A 21,508-nucleotide genomic window follows, 5' to 3' on the forward strand; every position below is an offset into this window, starting at 1 on the left:
GGATCAGCCCTGGTTCAGCAATTGCCGCAAGTCGATCACCGCCGCGTTGGCCCGGGAGATGTAGTTGGCCATGACCAACGAATGGTTCGCCAGCACACCGAAGCCGCTGCCATTGAGGATCATCGGGCTCCAGACCGGTTCCTGGGACGCTTCCAGCTCCCGGATGATCTGCCGCACGCTGACAGTGGCGTTTTTCTTCGCCAATACATCGGCGAAGTCCACTTCGATGGCGCGCAGCAGGTGAGACAAGGCCCAGGCCTGTCCACGCGCTTCATAGAACACGTTGTCGATCTGCAACCACGGAGTCTCGACCACTTCTTCGTCGACCTGCGGCACCTGGCCCGGCGCCGGGACTTCGGTTTTCAACGCGGTATTGAGCTTGACCCGGCCGACGCTGGCCGACAGGCGCTGGGACAGCGACCCCAGGCGAGTGCCGACGTCGCCCAGCCAGTTGTTCAGGTTATCGGCGCGAGCATAGAACAGCGCGCTCTTCTGGGAGGGATCGGACAGGCGTGCCTGATAGCGGCTCAGCGAGTTGATACCTTCCTGATATTCCGACTCACTGGAAGGCAGCACCCAGCTGCGGTTATCGAAGTTGAAACGCGGCTCTGCCTTGGCGAGATCGGCGTCTTCGGCAGACTGGGACTGGGAGCGGGCGAAGTCCTTGCGCAAGGCGCGGCTCAAGTCGCGAACCTGCACCAGCACGCCATATTCCCAGCTCGGCATGTTGTCCATCCACAGGCCTGGAGGGAAACGGTCATTGGAGATGTAGCCGCCCGGCTTGGTCAGCAAGGTACCGGCCACGCTCTTGAGGGTCTCGACGGTGGTGTAGCCCACCACCATTTGCCGACCGTCCTTCTCGGCCGCCGCCTGGGCACTCTGCTGCACGGGAAACAGGGCGGGCTCCTGGCTCCAGTACCAGCCGATGGCGATGGTCACCAACAGGTACAGGCCCACCAGCGTGCCCAGCGCACGGCTGAAGAATAGCCCGCCCAGGTAGCTGCGGGTGTCCGATTTTGGCTCGGCGGCCCGTTCAGGTGCGCTGCCCGCGCGGTTTTTCCAGTCCAGCATGGCGATGTCCCTTCAATCACTTGAGTTCACGGTTCGACCACAACCCTACGCCATCGTGCCTGATCTGAGGCACGTAAACAGGCTGACACGGCGAGGCAATCGGACCGTCACTATAAAGGAAGCGCAGCCGTCGGCCTATGCGACCGATCGGTCAGAAACTGAATTGAGTCTTGAGGCAGATTATTGACGTATGACACTCATGCGAGGGAAAAGAGGTGCTAGCATAGAGCCACCAGTCGACCTCAGCATGCACCCTAACTAGTAGTCAGGATATGACCGAGCCAGAAGACCCCAGCCGTGAGCGCCTCAAGCACCACTTTGCCCAGCGGGTAATTCACCAGGCTCGCCAGATCCTGGAGATATGGCAACGCCTGCAACGCAGCGAATGGTCAAGCACCGACCTGTCGGAGCTCAGCGAAGCCAATCTGCGCCTGCTGCGCTTCGCCGAGCGTTTCGAACAGCCGGAGCACTCCCAGCTTGCCCAAGGCATCAGCCAGTCGTTGCAAGCGGTGGATGCCAATCGCGGGCGGCTGAGCAGTCATCTGATCACCGAAATCAACCGGCTGATGCAACGGCTGTCCCGCACAGGCCTGCGCCACGGCGACCAGCTCGAACAAACCTTCCTGCCGCCGCTGCGCAAGCCCATCTATGTGTTGCTGCAGGATCATGACCGCGCCGAGCGACTGGCCAAGCAGCTGGAATTCTTCGGCCTCAGCGCCCAGGCGCTGGACAGTGTCGCGGCATTTCGCGCCTCGATGGTCGAGCGCTTGCCGGCGGCGATCGTCATGGATGTGGACTTCAGTGGCCCTGGGGTTGGCCTGAAACTGGCCGCCGAAGCCCAGCAAGGCCTGGAGCAGCCATTGCCATTGTTGTTCTTCAGCCTGTTGGAAACCGACACACCGACACGCCTGGCGGCGGTTCGGGCCGGTGGACAGGAATTCCTGACCGGCACCCTGGAAGCCTCGAGCCTGCTGGAAAAGATCGAAGTGCTGACCTGTGTCGCCCAGTACGAGCCCTATAAAGTGCTGATCATTGACGACTCCCGCGCCCAGGCCCTGCACACCGAGCGCCTGCTCAACAGCGCCGGCATCGTGACCCGCACGCTGACCGAGCCGATCCAGGCCATGGCGGAACTGGCGGACTTCCAACCCGACCTGATCATCCTGGACATGTACATGCCCTCCTGCACCGGCACTGAACTGGCGAAGGTGATCCGCCACAATGACCGCTACGTGAGCGTGCCGATCATTTACCTGTCCGCCGAAGACGACCTGGACAAACAGCTCGACGCCATGAGCGAGGGTGGCGACGACTTCCTGACCAAACCGATCAAGCCCCGGCACTTGATCACCACGGTGCGCAATCGCGCGGCCCGGGCCCGCAACCTCAAGGCGCGGATGGTGCGCGACAGCCTCACCGGCCTGTACAACCACACCCATATCCTGCAACTGCTCGAAGACTGCTGCTTCCGTGCGCGTCGCGAAGGCAAGCCGCTGAGCTTCGCCATGCTGGACATCGACCATTTCAAACGGGTCAACGACAGCCACGGCCACCCCATGGGCGACCGGGTGATCAAAAGCCTCGCGCTGTTCCTCAAGCAGCGCCTGCGCAAGACCGATTTCATTGGCCGTTATGGCGGCGAAGAATTTGCCATTGTCATGCCAGACACCGACATCGACGCTGCTTGCACGGTGCTGGATGAAATCCGCCAGCGCTTTGCCGAAATCCACTACCCTGCCCAGCCTCAGGACCTGTGGTGCACATTCAGTGCCGGGGTGGTGGAGATGAGCGAAATGTCCGACAGCCTGATGATGGCCAGTCAGGCGGATGAAGCGCTATATCGCGCCAAGCATGCCGGTCGTAACCGGGTACAGAGCGCTCGCCAATCAAAGCAAAGTGCCATCTTTTCATCCGAATCCACTGATTCAGTCATAAACCTGTAACTCAAGCGCAATAAATTCAGGCACTTACGATTCTGCCCCCGGTAGACCCCGATGCGCTTGAAGCTGCTGACAAACCTCAACACTCTCCTTTTGGTAACCGTGTGCCTGGGCCTGGGCGCCACGCTCTGGTGGTCGCAAACCGCCCTGGAACGCCCGTACTTATTAATGGAGCGTTATCTGGGACTGTCGCGGCAATTCCAGGGTGAAGTGGCGGGCAACATCGATGATTACCTCGCCAGCGGCGACGCCTTGCGCTTGAGTGCCGCCACCCAGGCCCTGGAAACACTGCAAAAGGATTTGGATCAGTTTCCACCGGAACTGGCCCAGGCATTACGCCCGAGCCTTTCGGGTCTCGATGAGTTCAGCAAGACCGACCTGCTGGCCGCCGGCAAGCTGGCCGGCGATCCCCAGGCGTTGTTGTTGCAGGCCGAACGCGAGCTGAGCGCCAACCTGGACCGTCTCGCCCAATACGCCAACGGCGCCCCGGCGTACCTGACGCCTTTGTTCGCCGCCTCGCAATACCTGGGCCGGTTGTCACTCACGCGGGAAAAAATGGTCAGCAGCGGCCGCAGTGAACTGGCCGCCGATGTCGAACGGGAGCTGGCCAATATCCGCACCCAGGCCGAACTGCTCGACAACCTGCCACTGCTCGGTGTTACGGCCAGCAACGAATCCGGCAGCGACGACTTCGCCGCGCTGATGGGGCTGGAAACCCAGGAGAAGTCGGTCGCCGAAGACGCCGGCATTGCTCTCAAGCGCGAACTCAACGGCCTGCTTGGCCGATACCCGGCAGAACTGGGACGTACGCGGGCGCTGGTTCAGAAACGCACCGAGTTGAGTAATGCCACGCACCTGAAAACCGCCCAAGTGCAGGAGGCAATCAATGTCATGGAGCCCGCCGTGCGCGCCCAGCACGGGCAGATCCAGGGTGAGGTCCGACTGATCCAGGGTGTGATGATCGGCTTGATACTGCTGATCGCATTGCTCATCGATACGTTGCAACGACGTCTCGCCCGAACCCTGACACACCTGGCGCCAGCGCTCTCGACCTGGGCCGAAGGCGACTTCAGCCATGATATCCATGTCGGCGCCAGCAATCGCGAGTTGCAGGATATCGAAGCATCGCTCAATCGGCTCCGCGCTTTCCTGACGGACCTGGTGGGGACCATACACCTGAATGCCGAACAGGTCGCCGGCAGCAGCCGGACCCTGGCCGAGTTGAGTGCAGAAATGCACAGCGGTGCGGAGCACCAGGCCAGCGACACAGCCCTGATCCGTGACTCTCTCGGTGAATTGGAGGCAACCATCCAACAAGTGGCCGGTGACGCCAGCCAGGCCGCGCAGGCCAGCCGCAGCGCCGGAAACGCCGTCGAACAGGGGCAGAAAGTCATCGGCCTGAGCCTTACGGGCCTGCATGCGCTGGTGGGCGAAGTGCAAGGCAACGCGCAGATGATCGAGCAACTGGCCGAGGAGTCCGCCACCATCGGCGGCGTGCTGACGGTGATTCGCTCGATTGCCGACCAGACCAACCTGTTGGCCCTCAATGCCGCCATCGAAGCCGCCCGCGCCGGTGAAATGGGCCGGGGTTTTGCGGTGGTGGCCGAGGAGGTGCGTTCGCTGGCGCAACGGACCGCGGGGGCCACGGCCGAAATCCAGGCCTTGATCGCCCGCCTGCAATTGGCCGCGCGCCAGTCGGTGGACGGCATGCGCGCCCAGGTCGAGCATGCCGAAGCCACCGCCAATCAGGCCCAGGCGGCCGACGGTGCGCTGGATAAAATCGTCGAGGCCATCCAGACCATTGCCGACACTGCGGTACGCATCGCCGACGTCACCGCCCAACAGAGCGGCGCCGTCAGCGAAATCCGCGATCACAGCGAACGGATCCACCAACTGGGCGGTGAAAACCTGTTGCGCATCGGCCAGGGCCGGGAACAGGGTGACAACCTGTTGGTCCTGGGTGGACGCCTGCACACCGCCGTGCAAGCCTTCCGCGTCTGATTCGCGGCAAGGGCTGACAATTCAGGCTTTTGCGCCTCGGATGACCGGCTCCTGCAGCACGGTCACAAGTTTTGCGTAAACATCGCTCATCGTGCCGGCTATTGCCGAGAACTGGACAGTCATAAAGGCTTTGCGGCATAGTCGCCGGGTTCTGACACCTGCTCACGGATAACAAGGAACAGCAGATGGCGACCCTATTGGTCCTGCACGGACCCAACCTGAACCTGCTTGGCACCCGCGAACCGGGTATCTATGGTTCCCTCACGCTGGCTCAGATCAATCAGGATCTGGAACAACGGGCCCGCGCCGCCGGCCATCACTTGCTCTATCTGCAAAGCAACGCCGAATACGAATTGATCGACCGCATCCATGCCGCCCGTGACGAAGGCGTGGACTTCATTCTGATCAATCCCGCAGCTTTTACACATACAAGCGTCGCATTACGTGACGCGCTGCTGGCGGTGAGCATCCCATTCATCGAAGTGCATTTGTCCAACGTGCACAAACGCGAACCTTTCCGCCATCACTCCTATTTCTCCGATGTAGCGGTAGGAGTGATCTGCGGCCTTGGCGCCAGCGGTTACCGACTGGCCCTGGAGGCCGCCCTAGAGCAGCTTGAAAGACAGGCAAAAGCTTGAACAACAAGCGTTAAACGCCCCTGACCGACCCTTGGGAGTTGATGATTCATGGATATCCGTAAAGTTAAGAAACTGATCGAATTGCTGGAAGAGTCCGGCATCGACGAGCTCGAGATCAAGGAAGGCGAAGAGTCCGTACGCATCAGCCGTCACAGCAAGACTCCAGCCCAGCAGTATTACGCTCCGGCCCCCATGCAGGCTCCGGCAGCTGCTCCGGCTCCGGCCGCGCCTGTTGCCGCCGCCGCTGCTCCTGCCGCTGCCGCCGCGCCTGCGCTCAACGGCACCGTTGCCCGCTCGCCAATGGTGGGCACGTTCTATCGCAAGTCTTCCCCGACCTCGCCGTCCTTCGTTGAAGTCGGCCAGACTGTGAAGAAAGGCGACACCCTGTGCATCGTCGAAGCCATGAAGATGATGAACCACATCGAAGCTGAAACCAGCGGTGTGATCGAATCCATCCTCGTTGAAGACGGCCAGCCGGTTGAGTACGACCAACCGCTGTTCACCATCGTTTGAACCGCGGAGAGCCTTTGATGACTGCGAAGCTGGAAAAAGTCCTGATCGCGAACCGCGGTGAAATCGCCCTGCGAATCCTGCGCGCCTGCAAAGAGATGGGCATCAAGACCGTCGCCGTTTATTCCAAGGCCGACAAGGAATTGATGCACCTTGGCCTGGCAGACGAATCCGTCTGCATCGGTCCGGCGTCGGCTGCGCATTCCTACCTGCACATCCCGGCGATCATCGCCGCTGCCGAAGTGACCGGCGCCACCGCCATTCACCCGGGCTACGGCTTCCTGGCGGAAAACGCCGACTTCGCCGAACAGGTCGAGAACTCCGGTTTTGCCTTCATCGGCCCGAAAGCCGAAACCATCCGCCTGATGGGCGACAAGGTTTCGGCCAAGCACGCCATGATCGCCGCCGGCGTACCGACTGTTCCGGGCTCCGACGGCCCGCTGCCTGAAGACGAGGAAACCGCCCTGCGCATCGGTCGTGAAGTCGGTTATCCGGTGATCATCAAGGCCGCTGGCGGCGGCGGTGGTCGTGGCATGCGCGTGGTGCACAAGGAAGAAGACCTGATTTCCTCGGCGAAACTGACCCGCTCCGAAGCAGGCGCGGCGTTCGGCAACCCGATGGTCTATCTGGAAAAATTCCTGACCAACCCACGCCACGTCGAAGTGCAGGTACTGTCCGACGGCCAGGGCAACGCCATCCATCTGGGCGACCGTGACTGCTCGCTGCAACGTCGTCACCAGAAGGTCCTCGAAGAAGCGCCGGCTCCGGGCATCGACGAAAAAGCTCGCCAGGAAGTCCTGGCACGCTGCGTCAAGGCGTGTATCGACATCGGCTACCGTGGCGCCGGTACCTTCGAGTTCCTGTACGAGAACGGTCGCTTCTACTTCATCGAAATGAACACCCGTGTTCAGGTGGAGCACCCGGTTTCGGAAATGGTCACCGGTATCGACATCGTCAAGGAGATGCTCAGCATCGCCGCCGGCAACAAGCTGTCGTTCACCCAGGATGACGTGGTCATCCGCGGTCACGCGCTGGAATGCCGGATCAACGCCGAAGACCCGAAAACCTTCATGCCAAGCCCAGGCACGGTCAAGCATTTCCATGCTCCGGGCGGCAACGGCGTTCGTGTCGACTCGCACCTGTACAGCGGTTATGCGGTTCCACCGAACTACGACTCGCTGATCGGCAAGCTGATCACCTACGGGGCAACCCGTGACGAAGCCATGGCGCGCATGCGCAATGCGCTGGACGAGATCGTGGTAGACGGAATCAAAACCAACATCCCGCTGCACCGCGACCTGACCCGCGATAAAGGCTTCTGCGAAGGCGGCATCAACATCCATTACCTGGAACACAAGCTGGCCCACCAGGAATGATGTTCCAAGCGATGTGAAAAGACCCCGGCCAGTGGCCGGGGTCTTTTTTTACGTGCCGGTCAGCTCAACACCACCGTCGGGAATGCGTGCGCTTGAATCTGCGACGCGGTCGCCGGCCTGCCCTGCGAGGTCTGGACAACGCCATTGGCATTGGCGACCAGCGGTTCGCTGCGCATGCGTGTCATGAACCCACGCGCGCGCACCGATACCGGGTCGGAGCTCTTCTTCGCCCTCGCCAGCACCGGAATGTAATAGCGCTCGACCTGGCTGCGCGATGTCTTGAACACCGACGCCATACCGCTGCGCAAATCCAGCGACACGCCATAGTTACTCCCCAGGCAGGAAGAATACGACCAGTGATCCCAGGTCGGCTTCAATCCCTGGCGCCTCATGATGGACCTGACCCGCCCGCCAATATCGGCCCCCGTCAACCAATCCCCGCCCGCCAGGGTCACCCGGATCTCCCTGGCACTTCCACCCAGGCGCGATATCACGTCCTTGATACTGCGTTCGATCAGTGCGCGGATGTTGTGATCGAAATGAATGACCGCGCCCACCCTGGTGGCCGGGTTGTACAACGAAGCGATTACGCAGGTCTGCGCATTCAGCGAGAACAGATAATTGTCGGCCACCGCCTCGCTGAACTTCGCCACCACGGCCTCGCCCTGCAAGGCGCCCCTTGAGACGTCCGGAAAAACATGCCCGGGAAACGCCTCCCGCAGATCCCCCACCTTTCCGAGATTGCGCACCTCGTCATTGCCACCTCTCAGGCCGACTTTGTTGTGAACCCACTTTCCATCCGCCATCCTGCGCATGGGCAGCTTGTAAAAGGCGCCGGGACGACTGGCATCCACCAGGCACAGACCACCGAAGTGAACGCTTTCCTGTACTTGGTAATACCTGCCTTTATGGCGTATGAAATAGCGGCTGCGCGGTTGCGATGCACTGGGCGGGCTGCGATAGGTCCCCTGGAAAATACCCTCGTTCACCCACTGCAAATTCTCAGGTGTCCTGCCAACCGCCTGTTTCGGCTTGAAGCGGATGGCCTGGTTGACCGGCCCGGTTTCCCTGGCGATCGCCGACGCCGCGTCTCTCAAGCGCCGGGCGGACAACGCCATCGGATTCAAGACAGACTTCAAGCCCCCGGCGGTACGTCCCAGCAAGGTGGCGATGGCGCCCACCCCCAACGCAGCGAACAAGACGCCCCACGAGGCCATCAGCCAGCGCCCCAGCGCACGGTCCGTGTCGCCCTGCACGTGAGCGTGGGTGGCCTCTTTGACGCTGACGGCAATAAAGGCAACGTCCAGCAGCAACGCAAAGGGAGGATAAACCAGACACACTGGTGCGGAGGCAAACAGCAGCCCCTTGACGACCTGCGCCCTGATCACCTCGGCGCGGCTCTTGGTAATGTCCTCCACATCGGAGACAGCCCGCTCGATGTAGCCATCGAACTCGGCCCGGACATCCACCACTCGATTGAATTCGCGCAATGTATCGACGCCCACACCCGAGGCAGCCAATGCCGCCAGCGAGCGTCTGACGGCCGTGCGGGCACCCAGCGCCGTGCGCTGCAATACGTAGTCATGCAGGCGCGCAGCGACCTTGCCGGAAAAGTCCCGGTATTGGCGGAAAAGGACACCATCCGGTGCGTCGGGGGTATACAACCAGGCGTAACCCTTCGGATCGAAGTAGGTAAAGACATAGACGCCCATGACGATATGGCCGCCAATGGAAAACCTGATGACGCCTTCGCGCTGCACCACGGCCCCCGAATACACCGGGCCTGATCCGAGTACCGGCTCGCTCAACAGGGTGACCTGTCGAGTGAGCCACCAGAATTCATCTGCGTTGATCTGGGATTTTCCCGCTGCGAGGCGCAGGTCGCGGTCCATCCTGGTCAGCAATAGGTTGCGGCAGGCATTGCGACGCTGGGCATATTCAGGGGCACCGGCATCGAGGAACCTGGCGCGGATCTCCCGTACATACTGCTCGCCCACGTATGCACGCCGGATATAGGAGGCGAGTTCCGCACTGCGCACCCGGCTCAGGTCCTGCCCGACCGAGGAGCGCACGCCCTTGCGGGGATTATCGATACCCGAATTGTCGTCATACCCGTGAATGACAAGATCCAGCAGGCTGGCGACCTGCGTCCTGCCATCGGCCAGGCCCGGGTTGTAATCGATGAGAACCGTCGTCGGATCGACCGGATCGTGCAGCCCCTTGCTCCGCATGTACGGTGCAATCGCCTGCGTGACGATGCGTTTGGCAAAGTCCGCGAAGACTTCGTAGCCGGCCAGCAGTTTGTCGAAGCGCTGTTGGTGGACCATAAGCGCCTGGTTCAGACTGCTGAGGGTGCGCCGCGAGTCAGCAGATAATGCGCTGTACCAGGGGGGTGATTCGTCCAGCGCCACTTGCGCGAGGTGATTGTCCAGGCCAGTTGCAACGTTATCTTGCAGGCAGGCCTTCAAGCCGCTCACCGCGCCTCTGGGGTCCTTGGTCGAGTCCCATGACGCCGGTCTGTCCACCACTTTGGCGAAGTACTCCCGCGCCTCATCACGACCGGACGGGGAGATTCGCTGGATCAGATATTCGCGCCCCGCCTCGGTTCGGGTCCAGGCGCCGATTTCCACGCTCACCGCCCAAAGTGAGGGCAACTCGACCCACTCCTGGCCATCCGGCTTGTCAGGGGCATACAGCAGCAGATCACCCTGGAGGTCCTGGCGATGGAACAGGAGCAGATCGACACACTTGAGCCCATTCGGAAGGACCAGACCGCTCACCTTCAGGGCGCTTGAGGACCGTACCGAATCGTCGTTTTCCCACAGGGCTCGCACCGCATCATGGTGAACCGCCTTCAAATGACCCGCGCACCGCGCAATGAAGGCACTTTGCACAAGCCGTGCCGCGAGCCAGTCGAACAGGGCGTCTCTCAAGTCTTCACGGCCATAGCGGCTGGCCAGGGCTCGCAGGTATTCGGCCGGGACATCCACTTGCGCCAACAATTGAGTGATAAATGCCGGTGAAAGAGGCTGGTTGCGCAGCATGGCGCCATTTTCCACCAAGAGCACCGATACGCTGTCCTGCCTCAACGGCCCCGCCGCCAGCAGCTCGCTCAAACTGTAGGCCTGCACAGGCTGATCAATGACGGTTCGCCATTGCAACTGCACCCGGATACGGTCCGGCTCAATCTCCATATCCAATTCATTCCTGACGTAGTCCTTGGCCAAATGCCGGGCGAAAGCCCGTCGCGAAGCCAGCCCCTCAAGCAGCTCATCCACCATCGCCGTCGCCTGGGCAGTGCGGTCCTGAAGGGTTTCGAGTTCCTTGCGCTCGCTTTCGTCCAGCGCTCGCAACCAACCAGGCAATTGCAAGCGAGCGAGTGCCTCGAGATTGCGGCGCTCCTCAGGTGTCGCCAGCTCGACCAAGCCACAGCTTCGGCGCCATGAGTCGTGCAATACGTCGAGCTTTTCCCGAAGCTCATCGACGTCCACTCCCACCAACTGGCCTGGCTGAAAGGTCACGTCGACCTGCACGATGTGGTCATCGAGCTTCTGCCGGATCACTTCCTCGAGCGAAGCATCGCCTCCGCTCGCTCGCCAGTGACGTCGCAGATAATCCTTGTAGTGATGAAGGCAGCCCGAGGCGATCCCTTCCACAGTCTGCACAATGACTTCCTGACGCTCGACCGCAAATCCGCGATCGGCCCCTTCGGGCCAGCGATAGGGTGTGTTCAGCTCTTCATCGACGACCAACGGCTGCTGGTCGATCATCCGTTGCAGCACTGTGTCGACCAGATTGTCGATGAAGCGTGGGTCGATGTTGCCCTGGTAGAAGTGCGTACGCAGTTCGACCAGCAGATGCTCCTGCAATATTTCCAGAAAGGTCATCTGGGTATTCAATCGCCCGTCGATCTCGGCTTGCCATCGCGTCAGTCTGTGCAGGATCGCTTGTGCTGTTTGCGCTTGGGGGAAAGGTATCGGCCCCGTGCCGTTCGCCTTCCCTTGCTGTTCGGCAGTGTTGTCCATCACATTCCTCCCTGTTGTGTGGACAGCCACCTTATCCATCGGCCAACACGCCCTGGCCATACATATGTATATCGGTGCGCCAACCGCCGGCAGACGACGAGACGCGCTTATCCACTTTGACGGCAAGCTGGCGTACACTGCGCAGCTTTCGCAGCCCTGGGGCTGCCCCAGTAGATTTATTTCCAAAGGTGCCCGCCATGCCTTGGCTGCAAGTACGCCTGGCCATCAGCCCGGAACAAGCCGAAACCTACGAAGATGCGTTCCTTGAAACAGGCGCCGTGTCGGTAACCTTCATGGATGCCGAAGACCAGCCGATCTTCGAACCGGAACTCAATACCACCCCGCTGTGGGCCCATACCCACTTGCTGGCGCTGTTCGAAGGCGGCACCGAGGCGGCCACCGTACTGGCCCATCTCGAACTGCTGACCGGCAGCCCTCTTCCGGAACATCACAGCGAAGTGATCGAAGACCAGGATTGGGAACGCAGTTGGATGGATAATTTCCTGCCGATGCGCTTTGGCCGGCGCCTGTGGATCGTGCCGAGCTGGCATGCCGCACCCGAGCCAGACGCGGTCAACCTGCTGCTGGATCCGGGCCTGGCGTTCGGTACCGGCACCCATCCGACCACCGCGTTGTGCCTGGAATGGCTCGATGGCCAGGACCTGAAAGGCTGCAACGTACTCGATTTCGGCTGTGGCTCGGGAATCCTGGCGATTGCCGCGCTTCTGCTGGGCGCCAGGGAAGCGGTCGGCACGGACATTGACGTCCAGGCCCTGGAGGCGTCTCGCGACAACGCCGGACGCAACAACATCGCCCCTGAATTACTCCCGCTTTATCTGCCGCAGGATTTGCCGCCCGTCCAGGCTGACGTGCTGGTGGCCAATATCCTGGCCGGACCGTTGGTATCCCTGGCGCCGCAACTGTCGAGCCTGGTCAAGCCGGGCGGACGCCTTGCACTGTCAGGCATTCTCGCCGAACAGGGCGAAGAGGTTGCCGCTGCTTATGCCGCGGACTTCGATCTGGACCCGATAGCCAATCGTGATGGCTGGGTGCGCATCACCGGACGTCGGCGCTAGAATGGCCGCCTGTATTCACCGGATTGCCGCATGACCGACAGTTTCGTCACCCAGTGCCCGCATTGCCATACCAGTTTTCGCGTCAGCCATACTCAATTGAGCGTGGCGCGCGGGGTGGTTCGCTGCGGCTCGTGCCTGCAGGTGTTCAATGCCGCACGACAGCTGCTGGAGCAACGAGCCGCCAAGGAAGCCGCTGCCCCCATTGCTCCGCCGACCAAGCCTGCCGCCGCCGAAACGCCACACCGTGCAATCAGCCAGAAACAGTGGACCGCCGCGGAACTGGACCTCGATGACCTGGACAAGGAACTGGCTCGCCTGGAACGGCGCGACAAACGGACACCGGGCAATACCGGTCGGCGCCGCGAAGACAGTCTGAGCGCGCAACGCGACTCCCTCTCCGATGGGCAGGAGTCCTGGCCGGACAGTCTGTACAGCGAGTCCCCCGCCGAACGCTTCGAAACTGCCATCCAGGCACCCGTCGAGCCGTTCTCGCCCCACGAGCCGGCCCGGCCGCCGCGCACCGAACCTTCTCTGACGCTGGCCCTTGAACCCCTGGAGCCAGACGACGAACCTGTCGCCCCGCTACGCCTCGAACCCGTGGACGAACCAGGCGAACACCTTGAGCGCCTGTCCGCCACGGATGATCTCGACGAGGAGCCGGAGCAAGCGCTGCCGTCGCGCAAGAAGCGCGAGCGCCAGGAGCCCGGGATACGTGCCGAGGTCCTGCAAGACCTGGACGACGATCCGCTGCAACTGGACTGGCGCAAACGCCGCTCGCCCTGGGGGCGGCGCCTGCTATGGAGCCTGCTGATACTGTTGGCTGCGGCGGCCCTGGCCGGCCAGTACATTGCCTATCACTTCGAGGAAATGGCCCGCCAGGACCAGTATCGCCCCTGGTTCCTGCAAATCTGCCCGGTCATCGGCTGTGATGTGCCCTCCAAGGTCGACATCGCGAAAATCAAAAGCAGCAATCTGGTGGTGCGCAGCCATCCGGAATTCAGCGGTGCCCTGGTCGTGGACGCGATCATCTACAATCGTGCGCCCTTCTCCCAACCGTTCCCGCTGTTGGAGCTACGGTTCGCCGACCTCAACGGGCACTTGATCGCCAGCCGCCGCTTCAAGCCAGCGGAATACTTGGGCGGCGATCTCGAAGGCCGCGGCGAAATGCCGCCCCAGACGCCCATCCATATCGCGCTGGACATCCTGGACCCCGGGCCTAAAGCAGTGAACTACAGCCTGAGCTTCCACTCGCCCGAGTGACGCGGCCAGGGTCAGTCGTTTGACGGCAGCTTTCTGACCTGGCCCAGCCAGACCAAACCGCTGGCGATAACAAACCAGCTGTTCAGATTTTATCCAATTCCATCTTTATCCAGTCATCGAGAGCGGGTATCATGCCAACCCTTTTTCGAAGTCTCATGATCCGGCCCCACTTCAGGGAAGTCCTATGTCGGCGGTACGCATCGGCCCATATACATTGCAGAACGGTCTGGTTCTCGCCCCCATGGCGGGCGTCACTGATCAGCCCTTTCGTCAGATGTGCAAACGATTGGGCGCCGGTCTTGTGGTTTCGGAGATGGTCACCAGCGACATGACGCTGTGGAACACCCGCAAATCGCGTCTGCGCATGATCCACACAGGCGATCCCGAGCCCCGCTCGGTACAGATTGCCGGTGGCGATGCGCGGATGCTGGCGGAGGCGGCCCGGGCCAATGTGGCGTTGGGCGCGCAGATCATCGACATCAACATGGGCTGTCCGGCCAAAAAGGTCTGTAACAAGGCCGCCGGTTCCGCGTTGTTGAAAGATGAAACCCTGGTTACCGAGATCCTGCGAGCGGTCGTTGCCGCGGTCGATGTACCGGTGACCCTGAAGATCCGCACCGGGTGGGACCGGGACAACAGGAATGGCCTGACGGTGGCGAAGATCGCCGAACAGGAAGGGATCACGGCGCTGGCGGTCCATGGCCGCACCCGTGCAGACCTGTACACCGGCGAGGCCGAGTACGACACCATTGCCGCGATCAAGCAGGCGGTGTCGATTCCGGTCTTCGCCAATGGCGACATCGATTCACCCGAGAAGGCCCGGTATGTATTGGACGCGACCGGTGCCGACGGCCTGTTGATCGGCCGGGCTGCCCAGGGGCGGCCATGGATTTTCCGTGAGATCGAACATTTCCTGCGCACCGGTGAAAAGCTCGCTGCGCCGCAATTGTCCGAGGTGGAACGAATTCTGCTGGAGCATCTGGCCGCGCTGCATGCCTTCTATGGAGAAGTCATGGGCGTACGCATCGCTCGCAAGCATGTGGGCTGGTATCTCGCAACCCTGCCGGGCGCCAGGGAGTTTCGCGCCCGCTTCAATCGTTTGGATGGTACGCAAGCACAATGCGCCGACGTTCAGGCCTTCTTCGCTGAACGTTACAAGAGCCTGACAGGGGACGAAGGGGTGGCCGCATGACGATGATGACCGAGACTTTAGTGAGTGGAATAACACCCGTGAGCGACAACGTGAATTTGAAACAGCACCTCAATACGCCCAGCGAAGAGGGTCAGACCCTTCGCGGGAGCGTCGAAAAGGCGCTGCACAATTATTTCGCCCACCTTGAGGGCGCTGCCGTCACGGATGTGTACAACCTGGTGCTTTCCGAAGTCGAGGCACCCCTGCTCGAAAGCGTGATGAATTACGTCAAGGGCAACCAGACCAAGGCCAGTGAGCTGCTGGGTCTGAACCGCGGTACCCTGCGCAAGAAACTCAAGCAGTACGATCTGCTGTAAGCATTCAATCAAACCAGAAAGGCGCCCGCGTAAAAAACGGTCGCCTTTTTTGCTGACTTCCCTTGCTTTTGATGGAAATTGAAATGACCGACCAGACCACCCGCCTGCCGATCCGCCGCGCCTTGATCAGCGTCTCCGACAAGACCGGGATCCTCGAATTCGCCCGCGAGCTGCAACAGCTGGGCGTCGAGATTCTTTCCACCGGCGGGACCTTCAAGTTGCTGCAGGACAATGGCGTCGCCGCAGTGGAAGTCGCGGACTACACCGGTTTTGCGGAAATGATGGACGGTCGGGTCAAGACCCTGCATCCAAAGATCCATGGCGGAATCCTGGGCCGTCGCGGCATTGACGATGCCATCATGAACGAACACGGCATCAAGCCGATCGATCTGGTGGCGGTCAATCTCTACCCGTTCGAAGCCACCATCAGCAAGCCTGGCTGCGACCTGCCGACCGCCATCGAGAATATCGATATCGGCGGCCCGACCATGGTCCGCTCGGCAGCCAAGAACCATAAGGACGTGGCCATCGTGGTCAACGCCAGCGACTACGCCAACGTCCTGGAAAACCTCAAGGCCGGTGGCCTGACCTACGCACAGCGTTTCGACCTGATGCTCAAGGCCTTCGAACACACCGCCGCCTATGACGGCATGATCGCCAACTACATGGGTACCGTGAACCAGGCTGCAGAAACCCTGAGCACCGAAGGCCGCAGCGAATTCCCGCGCACCTTCAACACCCAGTTCATCAAGGCCCAGGAAATGCGCTACGGCGAGAACCCGCACCAAAGCGCGGCGTTCTACGTGGAGGCCAAACCGGCCGAGGTCGGCATTGCCACCGCCACCCAGCTGCAAGGCAAGGAGCTGTCGTTCAACAACGTGGCCGACACCGACGCTGCGCTGGAATGCGTCAAGAGCTTCGTCAAGCCTGCCTGCGTGATCGTCAAGCACGCCAACCCGTGCGGCGTGGCCGTGAGCCCGGACGCCGAAGGCGGCATCCGCCAGGCCTACGAACTGGCCTACGCCACCGACACCGAGTCGGCCTTCGGCGGCATCATCGCCTTCAACCGTGAACTGGACGCCGAGACCGCCAAGGCCATCGTCGAGCGTCAGTTCGTCGAAGTGATCATCGCCCCTTCGGTCAGCGAAGAAGCCCGCGCCATCGTCGCTGCCAAGGCCAACGTGCGCCTGTTGGCTTGCGGCCAGTGGTCGGCCGACCGTGCACCGGCCTGGGACTACAAGCGTGTCAACGGGGGCCTGCTGGTACAGAGCCGTGACATCGGAATGATCGGCAGCGAAGACTTGAAAGTCGTGACCCAGCGTGCGCCGAGCGAGCAGGAAATCAACGACCTGATCTTCGCCTGGAAAGTCGCCAAATACGTCAAGTCCAACGCCATCGTCTACGCCAAGAACCGTCAGACCATCGGCGTCGGCGCCGGCCAGATGAGCCGTGTGAACTCGGCCCGTATCGCCGCGATCAAGGCTGAACATGCCGGCTTGCAGGTCAAGGGCGCGGTCATGGCTTCCGATGCGTTCTTCCCGTTCCGTGACGGCATCGACAATGCGGCCAAGGTGGGGATCACCGCTGTGATCCAGCCGGGTGGTTCGATGCGTGATGCAGAAGTCATCGCAGCCGCCGATGAGGCCGGCATTGCGATGGTGTTCACTGGCATGCGCCATTTCCGCCACTAACATGACAACGGCCGCACTGAAGCCGGCATCTGCTGCGTTGGAACCGACCTCGATGATGCTCATTGCCAAGAGGCAACTCCGCTCATCGAGGCCGATTCCGCCTTGCATCTACCGGCTTCATTGCGACCTTCTACGGCGTTAAACGCTTTAGGCTCCAAAACAGAGTCAGCGTCATCCGAGGTTTTTGAAATGAATGTTTTGATCATTGGCAGCGGCGGCCGTGAACACGCCCTGGCCTGGAAAGTGGCCCAGGATCCGCGTGTACAGAAGGTCTTCGTGGCGCCGGGCAATGCCGGTACGGCCATCGAAGCCAAGTGCGAGAACGTCGCCATCGATGTGCTGGCCCTGGAACAACTGGCCGATTTCGCTGAAAAGAACGTGTCACTGACCATCGTCGGTCCCGAAGTGCCGCTGGTCGCCGGGGTTGTCGATCTGTTCCGCGCCCGCGGCCTGGACTGCTTCGGCCCGACAGCCGGCGCCGCGCAGTTGGAAGGCTCGAAGGCGTTCACCAAGGATTTCCTGGCGCGCCACAAGATCCCGACCGCCGATTACCAGAACTTCACTGAAATCGAGCCCGCCCTGGCCTACTTGCAGGAAAAGGGCGCTCCGATCGTGATCAAGGCCGACGGCCTGGCCGCGGGCAAAGGCGTGATCGTCGCCATGACCCTGGCCGAGGCCGAAGAAGCCGTGCGCGACATGCTCGCCGGCAATGCCTTCGGTGACGCCGGTTCTCGCGTGGTGATCGAGGAATTCCTCGACGGCGAAGAAGCCAGTTTCATCGTCATGGTGGATGGCAAGAACGTCCTGCCAATGGCCACCAGCCAGGACCACAAGCGCGTCGGCGACGGCGACAGCGGCCCGAACACCGGCGGCATGGGCGCCTACTCCCCAGCGCCGGTGGTTACCGCCGAGGTGCACCAGCGAGTGATGGACCAGGTGATCTGGCCGACCGTGCGTGGCATGGCCGAAGAAGGCAACGTCTATACTGGTTTTCTCTATGCAGGTTTGATGATCGACAAGGCTGGTAACCCAAAAGTCATCGAATTCAACTGCCGTTTCGGCGATCCTGAAACCCAGCCGGTGATGCTGCGCCTGCAATCGAGCCTGGTGCTGCTGGTCGAAGCCGCCCTGGCCCAGGCGCTGGACAAGGTCGAGGCCCAGTGGGATCCACGTCCAAGCGTCGGCGTCGTTCTGGCCGCTGGTGGTTATCCAGGCGATTATGCCAAGGGCAGCGCGATCAGTGGTCTGAATGCCGTTGCCCAGCTGGAAGGCAAGGTTTTCCACGCGGGTACCGCGTTGAAGGACGGCCAGATCGTCACCGCCGGCGGTCGCGTACTGTGCGCCACCGCCATGGGCGCCAGCGTCGGCGCCGCTCAGCAGCAGGCGTACAGGCTGGCTGCCGGAATCGATTGGGAAGGCTGTTTCTACCGCAAGGACATAGGCTATCGTGCCATTGCCCGCGAGCGTGGCGAAGATCTGCAATAACCCGGCCTTTCAGCCAGGCAGGGGCGTGTGGCCCTTGCCTGTCTGCCGGGGCACCGCGCATAGTTATAATCTGGCCTCAACCTTTGAAGGGATTTCGCCGTGCGCTGGCTCAGGATTGCCATAGGCTTTACCGTCACCCTGCTGACACTGCTCTGCATGCTCCCGGCCCAGGCCGCGCCAGGCAGTGGCTGGGCGGCATTGCTCGACGAACAGGGCGACCTGAAGCTGAGCGACATCCGCTCCGCCCGCTACACCAATCAATTCAGCCCCATCGATCTGGACCGCCTCAGGGCGGCCGAACCGGGGGGCGCGCTATGGGTGCGTTTCCGGCTGGCACCCGACAATCATGAACAGATCCTGCGCATCTTCGCCCCCGACCTGTCGCGCCTCAACCTCTATGTGCTGGACGGCGACGCACTGATCGACCAACAGATCGGCGGCAATGCCCAGCCTCGCACCGAATCTTCCGTGCCCAGCAGCGATTTCATGCTGGCCCTGCCTCGTAGCGACAAGCCGCTGGACGTCTACCTGAGGCTGGCGTCCCGACACGAACTGCGCCCGTACATCACCCTGCAACCCGCGATCATGGCCGCCGCCGATCAGAACCAGACCCTGATCTACGGGCTGTTGTTCGGCTGCATCGCCATGCTGATCCTGCACAACCTCACCCGCTACGCCTACACCCGCTCGCGCAGTTGCCTGTGGCTGGCAGCGTGCGAGGGGCTGTTGATGTTGAGCCTGGTACTGCTGCTGAACCTGGCCGGGGGCTGGCTGCCGGACTGGCCAGCGGTGCAGACACCGGGCGCTTACCTGGCCCTGCTGTTGACCGCGCCCTGCGGCCTGATGTTCGCCTACCGTTTTTTCGCCCCCCTGGGGCCGCACCCGCTGAACCGGTTGCTGCTGGGGGACATCGTGTTCATCATGCTGTGCTGCCTGTTGCTGCTGTTCGTCAACACGCTGCCGCTCAACATCATGACCTATGCGCTGGTGGCCCTGGCCGGCCTGAGCATGTTGTTCGTCAGTGCCTGGCACTGGCAGAAGGGCTATCGCCCGGCCCGGCTGTTCGTCGCGGCCATGGTGGTTTTCAACCTGGGCACGCTGATTATCCTGCCGGCCTTGCAAGGCCTTACGGAAGTTGCCCCCCAAGGCCTGATCGTCACGTTGATGGTTTTCATCTGCATCAGCGGCCTGCTGATGAGCGTAGCCTTGGGCGAACGCCAGCGTTCGATCAACGAGAGCCGCTTCAGCATCAGCCGCGACCTGGCGGCGAGCAATGCCGAGATCAATGCCAAGGCGGAATTCCTGGCCAAGATCAGTCATGAGATCCGTACCCCGATGAACGGCGTACTGGGCATGACCGAACTGCTGTTGGGCACACCCCTGTCGGTCAAGCAGCGCGACTACGTGCAGACCATTCACAGCGCCGGCAACGAATTGCTGACCCTCATCAACGAGATCCTCGATATCTCTCGGCTAGAGTCCGGCCAGATCGAACTGGACGACGTACAGTTCGACCTCAACGCTTTGATCGAGGATTGCCTGAGCATCTTCCGCGCCAAGGCCGAACAGCAGAACGTGGAACTGATCAGCTTCATCCAGCCTCAGGTGCCGCGGGTCATCAGCGGCGACCCGACGCGGCTGCGCCAGGCGTTGCTGAGCCTGCTGGAAAATGCCCTGAAGAAAACCGACGAAGGCGAAGTCCTGATCGTCGTGGCCCTCGACGAGCGCAGCAACCAGCCGCGCCTGCGCATCGCTGTGCAGGACAACGGGTCGCCCATGGACGCCGAGGAACGCGATACGCTGATGCACGCCGAGTTACACAGCAAGAACTTCCTCTCGGCCACGCGCCTGGGCGGCAATCTGGGCCTGGTCATCGCCCGTCAGCTGATCATGCTGATGCACGGCGAATTCGGCATCAAAAGCGGCCAGCAGGGCAGCACCTTATGGCTGACCCTGCCGCTGGATCCTGATCGCCTCGAGCATCCGACCTCCGACCTCGATAGCCCGCTGCAAGGAGCACGAGTGCTGGTCGTCGATGACAACGAAACCTGCCGCAAGGTTTTGGTGCAGCAGTGCAGCGCATGGGGCCTGAACGTCAGCGCGGTGCCTTCGGGCAAGGAGGCGCTGGCGCTGCTGCGCACCAAGGCGCACTTGCGCGATTATTTCGACGTGGTCCTGCTGGACCAGAACATGCCCGGCATGACCGGCATGCAACTGGCGGCCAAGATCAAGGAAGACCCCAGCCTGAACCACGACATCCTGTTGATCATGCTCACCGGCATCAGTAACGCACCGAGCAAGATCGTGGCGCGCAACAGCGGGATCAAGCGCATTCTCGCCAAACCGGTCGCCGGCTATACCCTCAAGACCACCCTGGCCGACGAGCTTAACCAGCGCAACAGGGGGCATGGCCCCAGCTTGCCATCGAATGCAGGCCCTACCGCACCGGTTAAAGTCCCCAGCGACTTTCGCATCCTGGTGGCCGAGGACAACAGCATTTCCACCAAGGTTATCCGTGGCATGCTCGGCAAGCTCAACCTGCAACCCGACACCGCCAGCAACGGCGAAGAAGCTCTCAAGGCCATGAAGGAACGTCGCTACGACCTGGTCCTGATGGACTGCGAGATGCCGATCCTCGACGGCTTCTCCGCAACCCAGCAACTGCGTGCCTGGGAAATGGGCAACCAGCGGACCCGCACGCCCGTGGTCGCCTTGACCGCGCATATCCTGGCCGAGCACAAGGAGCGGGCACGCCAGGCGGGAATGGATGGTCATATGGCCAAGCCGGTAGAGCTGTCGCAGTTGCGGGAGTTGATCGAACATTGGGTCGCCCAACGCGAGCAGCAGAACCGCACCGCGCAAACGTCCTGAGCCGACAGACGTCACATCGCCTGATAGACTCCCGTCGTCCTCCTCCGCCTTGAGC

The 21,508-nt window shown here is 61.7% G+C and carries 14 protein-coding genes; 12 read left to right on the forward strand and 2 right to left on the reverse strand.

Annotated elements, in window-relative coordinates:
* Window positions 1–3 precede the first annotated feature (3 nt).
* A complete protein-coding gene (locus AD666_RS19470) occupies window positions 4–1,071 on the reverse strand; it encodes a DUF2333 family protein (protein WP_053155472.1) in 1,068 nt (355 codons plus the stop codon).
* 272 nt (window positions 1,072–1,343) lie between these two features.
* On the opposite strand from AD666_RS19470, the gene AD666_RS19475 reads away from it, so the two are divergent.
* From AD666_RS19475 to accC, 5 genes are all read left to right on the forward strand, one after another.
* Entirely contained in the window at window positions 1,344–3,014 is a 1,671-nt protein-coding gene (locus tag AD666_RS19475) for a diguanylate cyclase (protein ID WP_053155474.1), read from the forward strand.
* 1,230 nt (window positions 3,015–4,244) lie between these two features.
* The gene (locus AD666_RS27035; RefSeq protein WP_371259610.1) at window positions 4,245–5,012 is read left to right on the forward strand and encodes a methyl-accepting chemotaxis protein; all 768 of its coding nucleotides are present in this window, start codon (window positions 4,245–4,247) and stop codon (window positions 5,010–5,012) included.
* A gap of 185 nt (window positions 5,013–5,197) precedes the next feature.
* Window positions 5,198–5,650: a type II 3-dehydroquinate dehydratase gene (aroQ, locus tag AD666_RS19485; RefSeq protein WP_053155478.1), complete on the forward strand. Its 453-nt coding sequence runs from the start codon at window positions 5,198–5,200 to the stop codon at window positions 5,648–5,650.
* A gap of 48 nt (window positions 5,651–5,698) precedes the next feature.
* Entirely contained in the window at window positions 5,699–6,163 is a 465-nt protein-coding gene (gene accB, locus AD666_RS19490) for an acetyl-CoA carboxylase biotin carboxyl carrier protein (protein ID WP_053155480.1), read from the forward strand.
* A gap of 17 nt (window positions 6,164–6,180) precedes the next feature.
* Complete coding sequence (accC, locus tag AD666_RS19495) at window positions 6,181–7,536, forward strand: acetyl-CoA carboxylase biotin carboxylase subunit (RefSeq protein ID WP_053155482.1); 1,356 nt, start codon at window positions 6,181–6,183, stop codon at window positions 7,534–7,536.
* Between the two features lie 59 nt (window positions 7,537–7,595).
* On the opposite strand, the gene AD666_RS19500 is transcribed toward accC, so the two are convergent.
* Window positions 7,596–11,561 carry a dermonecrotic toxin domain-containing protein gene (locus AD666_RS19500; protein ID WP_053155485.1) on the reverse strand — a complete coding sequence of 1,322 codons (3,966 nt, stop codon included), beginning with the start codon at window positions 11,559–11,561 and terminating at the stop codon, window positions 7,596–7,598.
* 197 nt (window positions 11,562–11,758) lie between these two features.
* Here AD666_RS19500 and prmA point away from each other — a divergent pair, with 197 nt between their 5' ends.
* The 7 genes from prmA (at window position 11,759) to AD666_RS19535 (ending at window position 21,453) form a co-directional block, all read left to right on the forward strand.
* Window positions 11,759–12,637 carry a 50S ribosomal protein L11 methyltransferase gene (prmA, locus tag AD666_RS19505; protein WP_053155487.1) on the forward strand — a complete coding sequence of 293 codons (879 nt, stop codon included), beginning with the start codon at window positions 11,759–11,761 and terminating at the stop codon, window positions 12,635–12,637.
* 30 nt (window positions 12,638–12,667) lie between these two features.
* Window positions 12,668–13,897, forward strand: a complete 1,230-nt coding sequence (locus AD666_RS19510) for a DUF3426 domain-containing protein (protein WP_053155489.1) — start codon at window positions 12,668–12,670, stop codon at window positions 13,895–13,897.
* A gap of 184 nt (window positions 13,898–14,081) precedes the next feature.
* Window positions 14,082–15,089, forward strand: a complete 1,008-nt coding sequence (gene dusB, locus AD666_RS19515; RefSeq protein WP_053155491.1) for a tRNA dihydrouridine synthase DusB — start codon at window positions 14,082–14,084, stop codon at window positions 15,087–15,089.
* Complete coding sequence (gene fis / locus AD666_RS19520; protein WP_025211617.1) at window positions 15,086–15,406, forward strand: DNA-binding transcriptional regulator Fis; 321 nt, start codon at window positions 15,086–15,088, stop codon at window positions 15,404–15,406. The genes dusB and fis overlap by 4 nt, the downstream gene beginning before the upstream one ends.
* An 83-nt stretch (window positions 15,407–15,489) precedes the next feature.
* Window positions 15,490–17,097 carry a bifunctional phosphoribosylaminoimidazolecarboxamide formyltransferase/IMP cyclohydrolase gene (purH, locus tag AD666_RS19525; RefSeq protein WP_053155494.1) on the forward strand — a complete coding sequence of 536 codons (1,608 nt, stop codon included), beginning with the start codon at window positions 15,490–15,492 and terminating at the stop codon, window positions 17,095–17,097.
* 189 nt (window positions 17,098–17,286) lie between these two features.
* Entirely contained in the window at window positions 17,287–18,582 is a 1,296-nt protein-coding gene (purD, locus tag AD666_RS19530) for a phosphoribosylamine--glycine ligase (RefSeq protein ID WP_053155496.1), read from the forward strand.
* Window positions 18,583–18,681: 99 nt separating this feature from the next.
* Window positions 18,682–21,453 (forward strand): hybrid sensor histidine kinase/response regulator, encoded by a 2,772-nt coding sequence (locus AD666_RS19535; RefSeq protein ID WP_053155498.1) that lies wholly within the window; start codon window positions 18,682–18,684, stop codon window positions 21,451–21,453.
* Window positions 21,454–21,508: the final 55 nt, after the last annotated feature.

Source organism: Pseudomonas sp. Pf153 (genome assembly GCF_001269775.1).
GTDB classification, from domain to species: Bacteria; Pseudomonadota; Gammaproteobacteria; order Pseudomonadales; family Pseudomonadaceae; genus Aquipseudomonas; species Aquipseudomonas uvaldensis.

What these genes read in the sequence shown, in the direction of transcription:
- AD666_RS19470 (WP_053155472.1), bottom strand. Translation starts at nt 1,071, where the DNA reads ATGCTGGACTGGAAAAACCGCGCGGGCAGCGCACCTGAACGGGCCGCC.
- AD666_RS19475 (WP_053155474.1), top strand. Translation starts at nt 1,344, where the DNA reads ATGACCGAGCCAGAAGACCCCAGCCGTGAGCGCCTCAAGCACCACTTT.
- AD666_RS27035 (WP_371259610.1), top strand. Translation starts at nt 4,245, where the DNA reads ATGCACAGCGGTGCGGAGCACCAGGCCAGCGACACAGCCCTGATCCGT.
- aroQ (WP_053155478.1), top strand. Translation starts at nt 5,198, where the DNA reads ATGGCGACCCTATTGGTCCTGCACGGACCCAACCTGAACCTGCTTGGC.
- accB (WP_053155480.1), top strand. Translation starts at nt 5,699, where the DNA reads ATGGATATCCGTAAAGTTAAGAAACTGATCGAATTGCTGGAAGAGTCC.
- accC (WP_053155482.1), top strand. Translation starts at nt 6,181, where the DNA reads ATGACTGCGAAGCTGGAAAAAGTCCTGATCGCGAACCGCGGTGAAATC.
- AD666_RS19500 (WP_053155485.1), bottom strand. Translation starts at nt 11,561, where the DNA reads ATGGACAACACTGCCGAACAGCAAGGGAAGGCGAACGGCACGGGGCCG.
- prmA (WP_053155487.1), top strand. Translation starts at nt 11,759, where the DNA reads ATGCCTTGGCTGCAAGTACGCCTGGCCATCAGCCCGGAACAAGCCGAA.
- AD666_RS19510 (WP_053155489.1), top strand. Translation starts at nt 12,668, where the DNA reads ATGACCGACAGTTTCGTCACCCAGTGCCCGCATTGCCATACCAGTTTT.
- dusB (WP_053155491.1), top strand. Translation starts at nt 14,082, where the DNA reads ATGTCGGCGGTACGCATCGGCCCATATACATTGCAGAACGGTCTGGTT.
- fis (WP_025211617.1), top strand. Translation starts at nt 15,086, where the DNA reads ATGACGATGATGACCGAGACTTTAGTGAGTGGAATAACACCCGTGAGC.
- purH (WP_053155494.1), top strand. Translation starts at nt 15,490, where the DNA reads ATGACCGACCAGACCACCCGCCTGCCGATCCGCCGCGCCTTGATCAGC.
- purD (WP_053155496.1), top strand. Translation starts at nt 17,287, where the DNA reads ATGAATGTTTTGATCATTGGCAGCGGCGGCCGTGAACACGCCCTGGCC.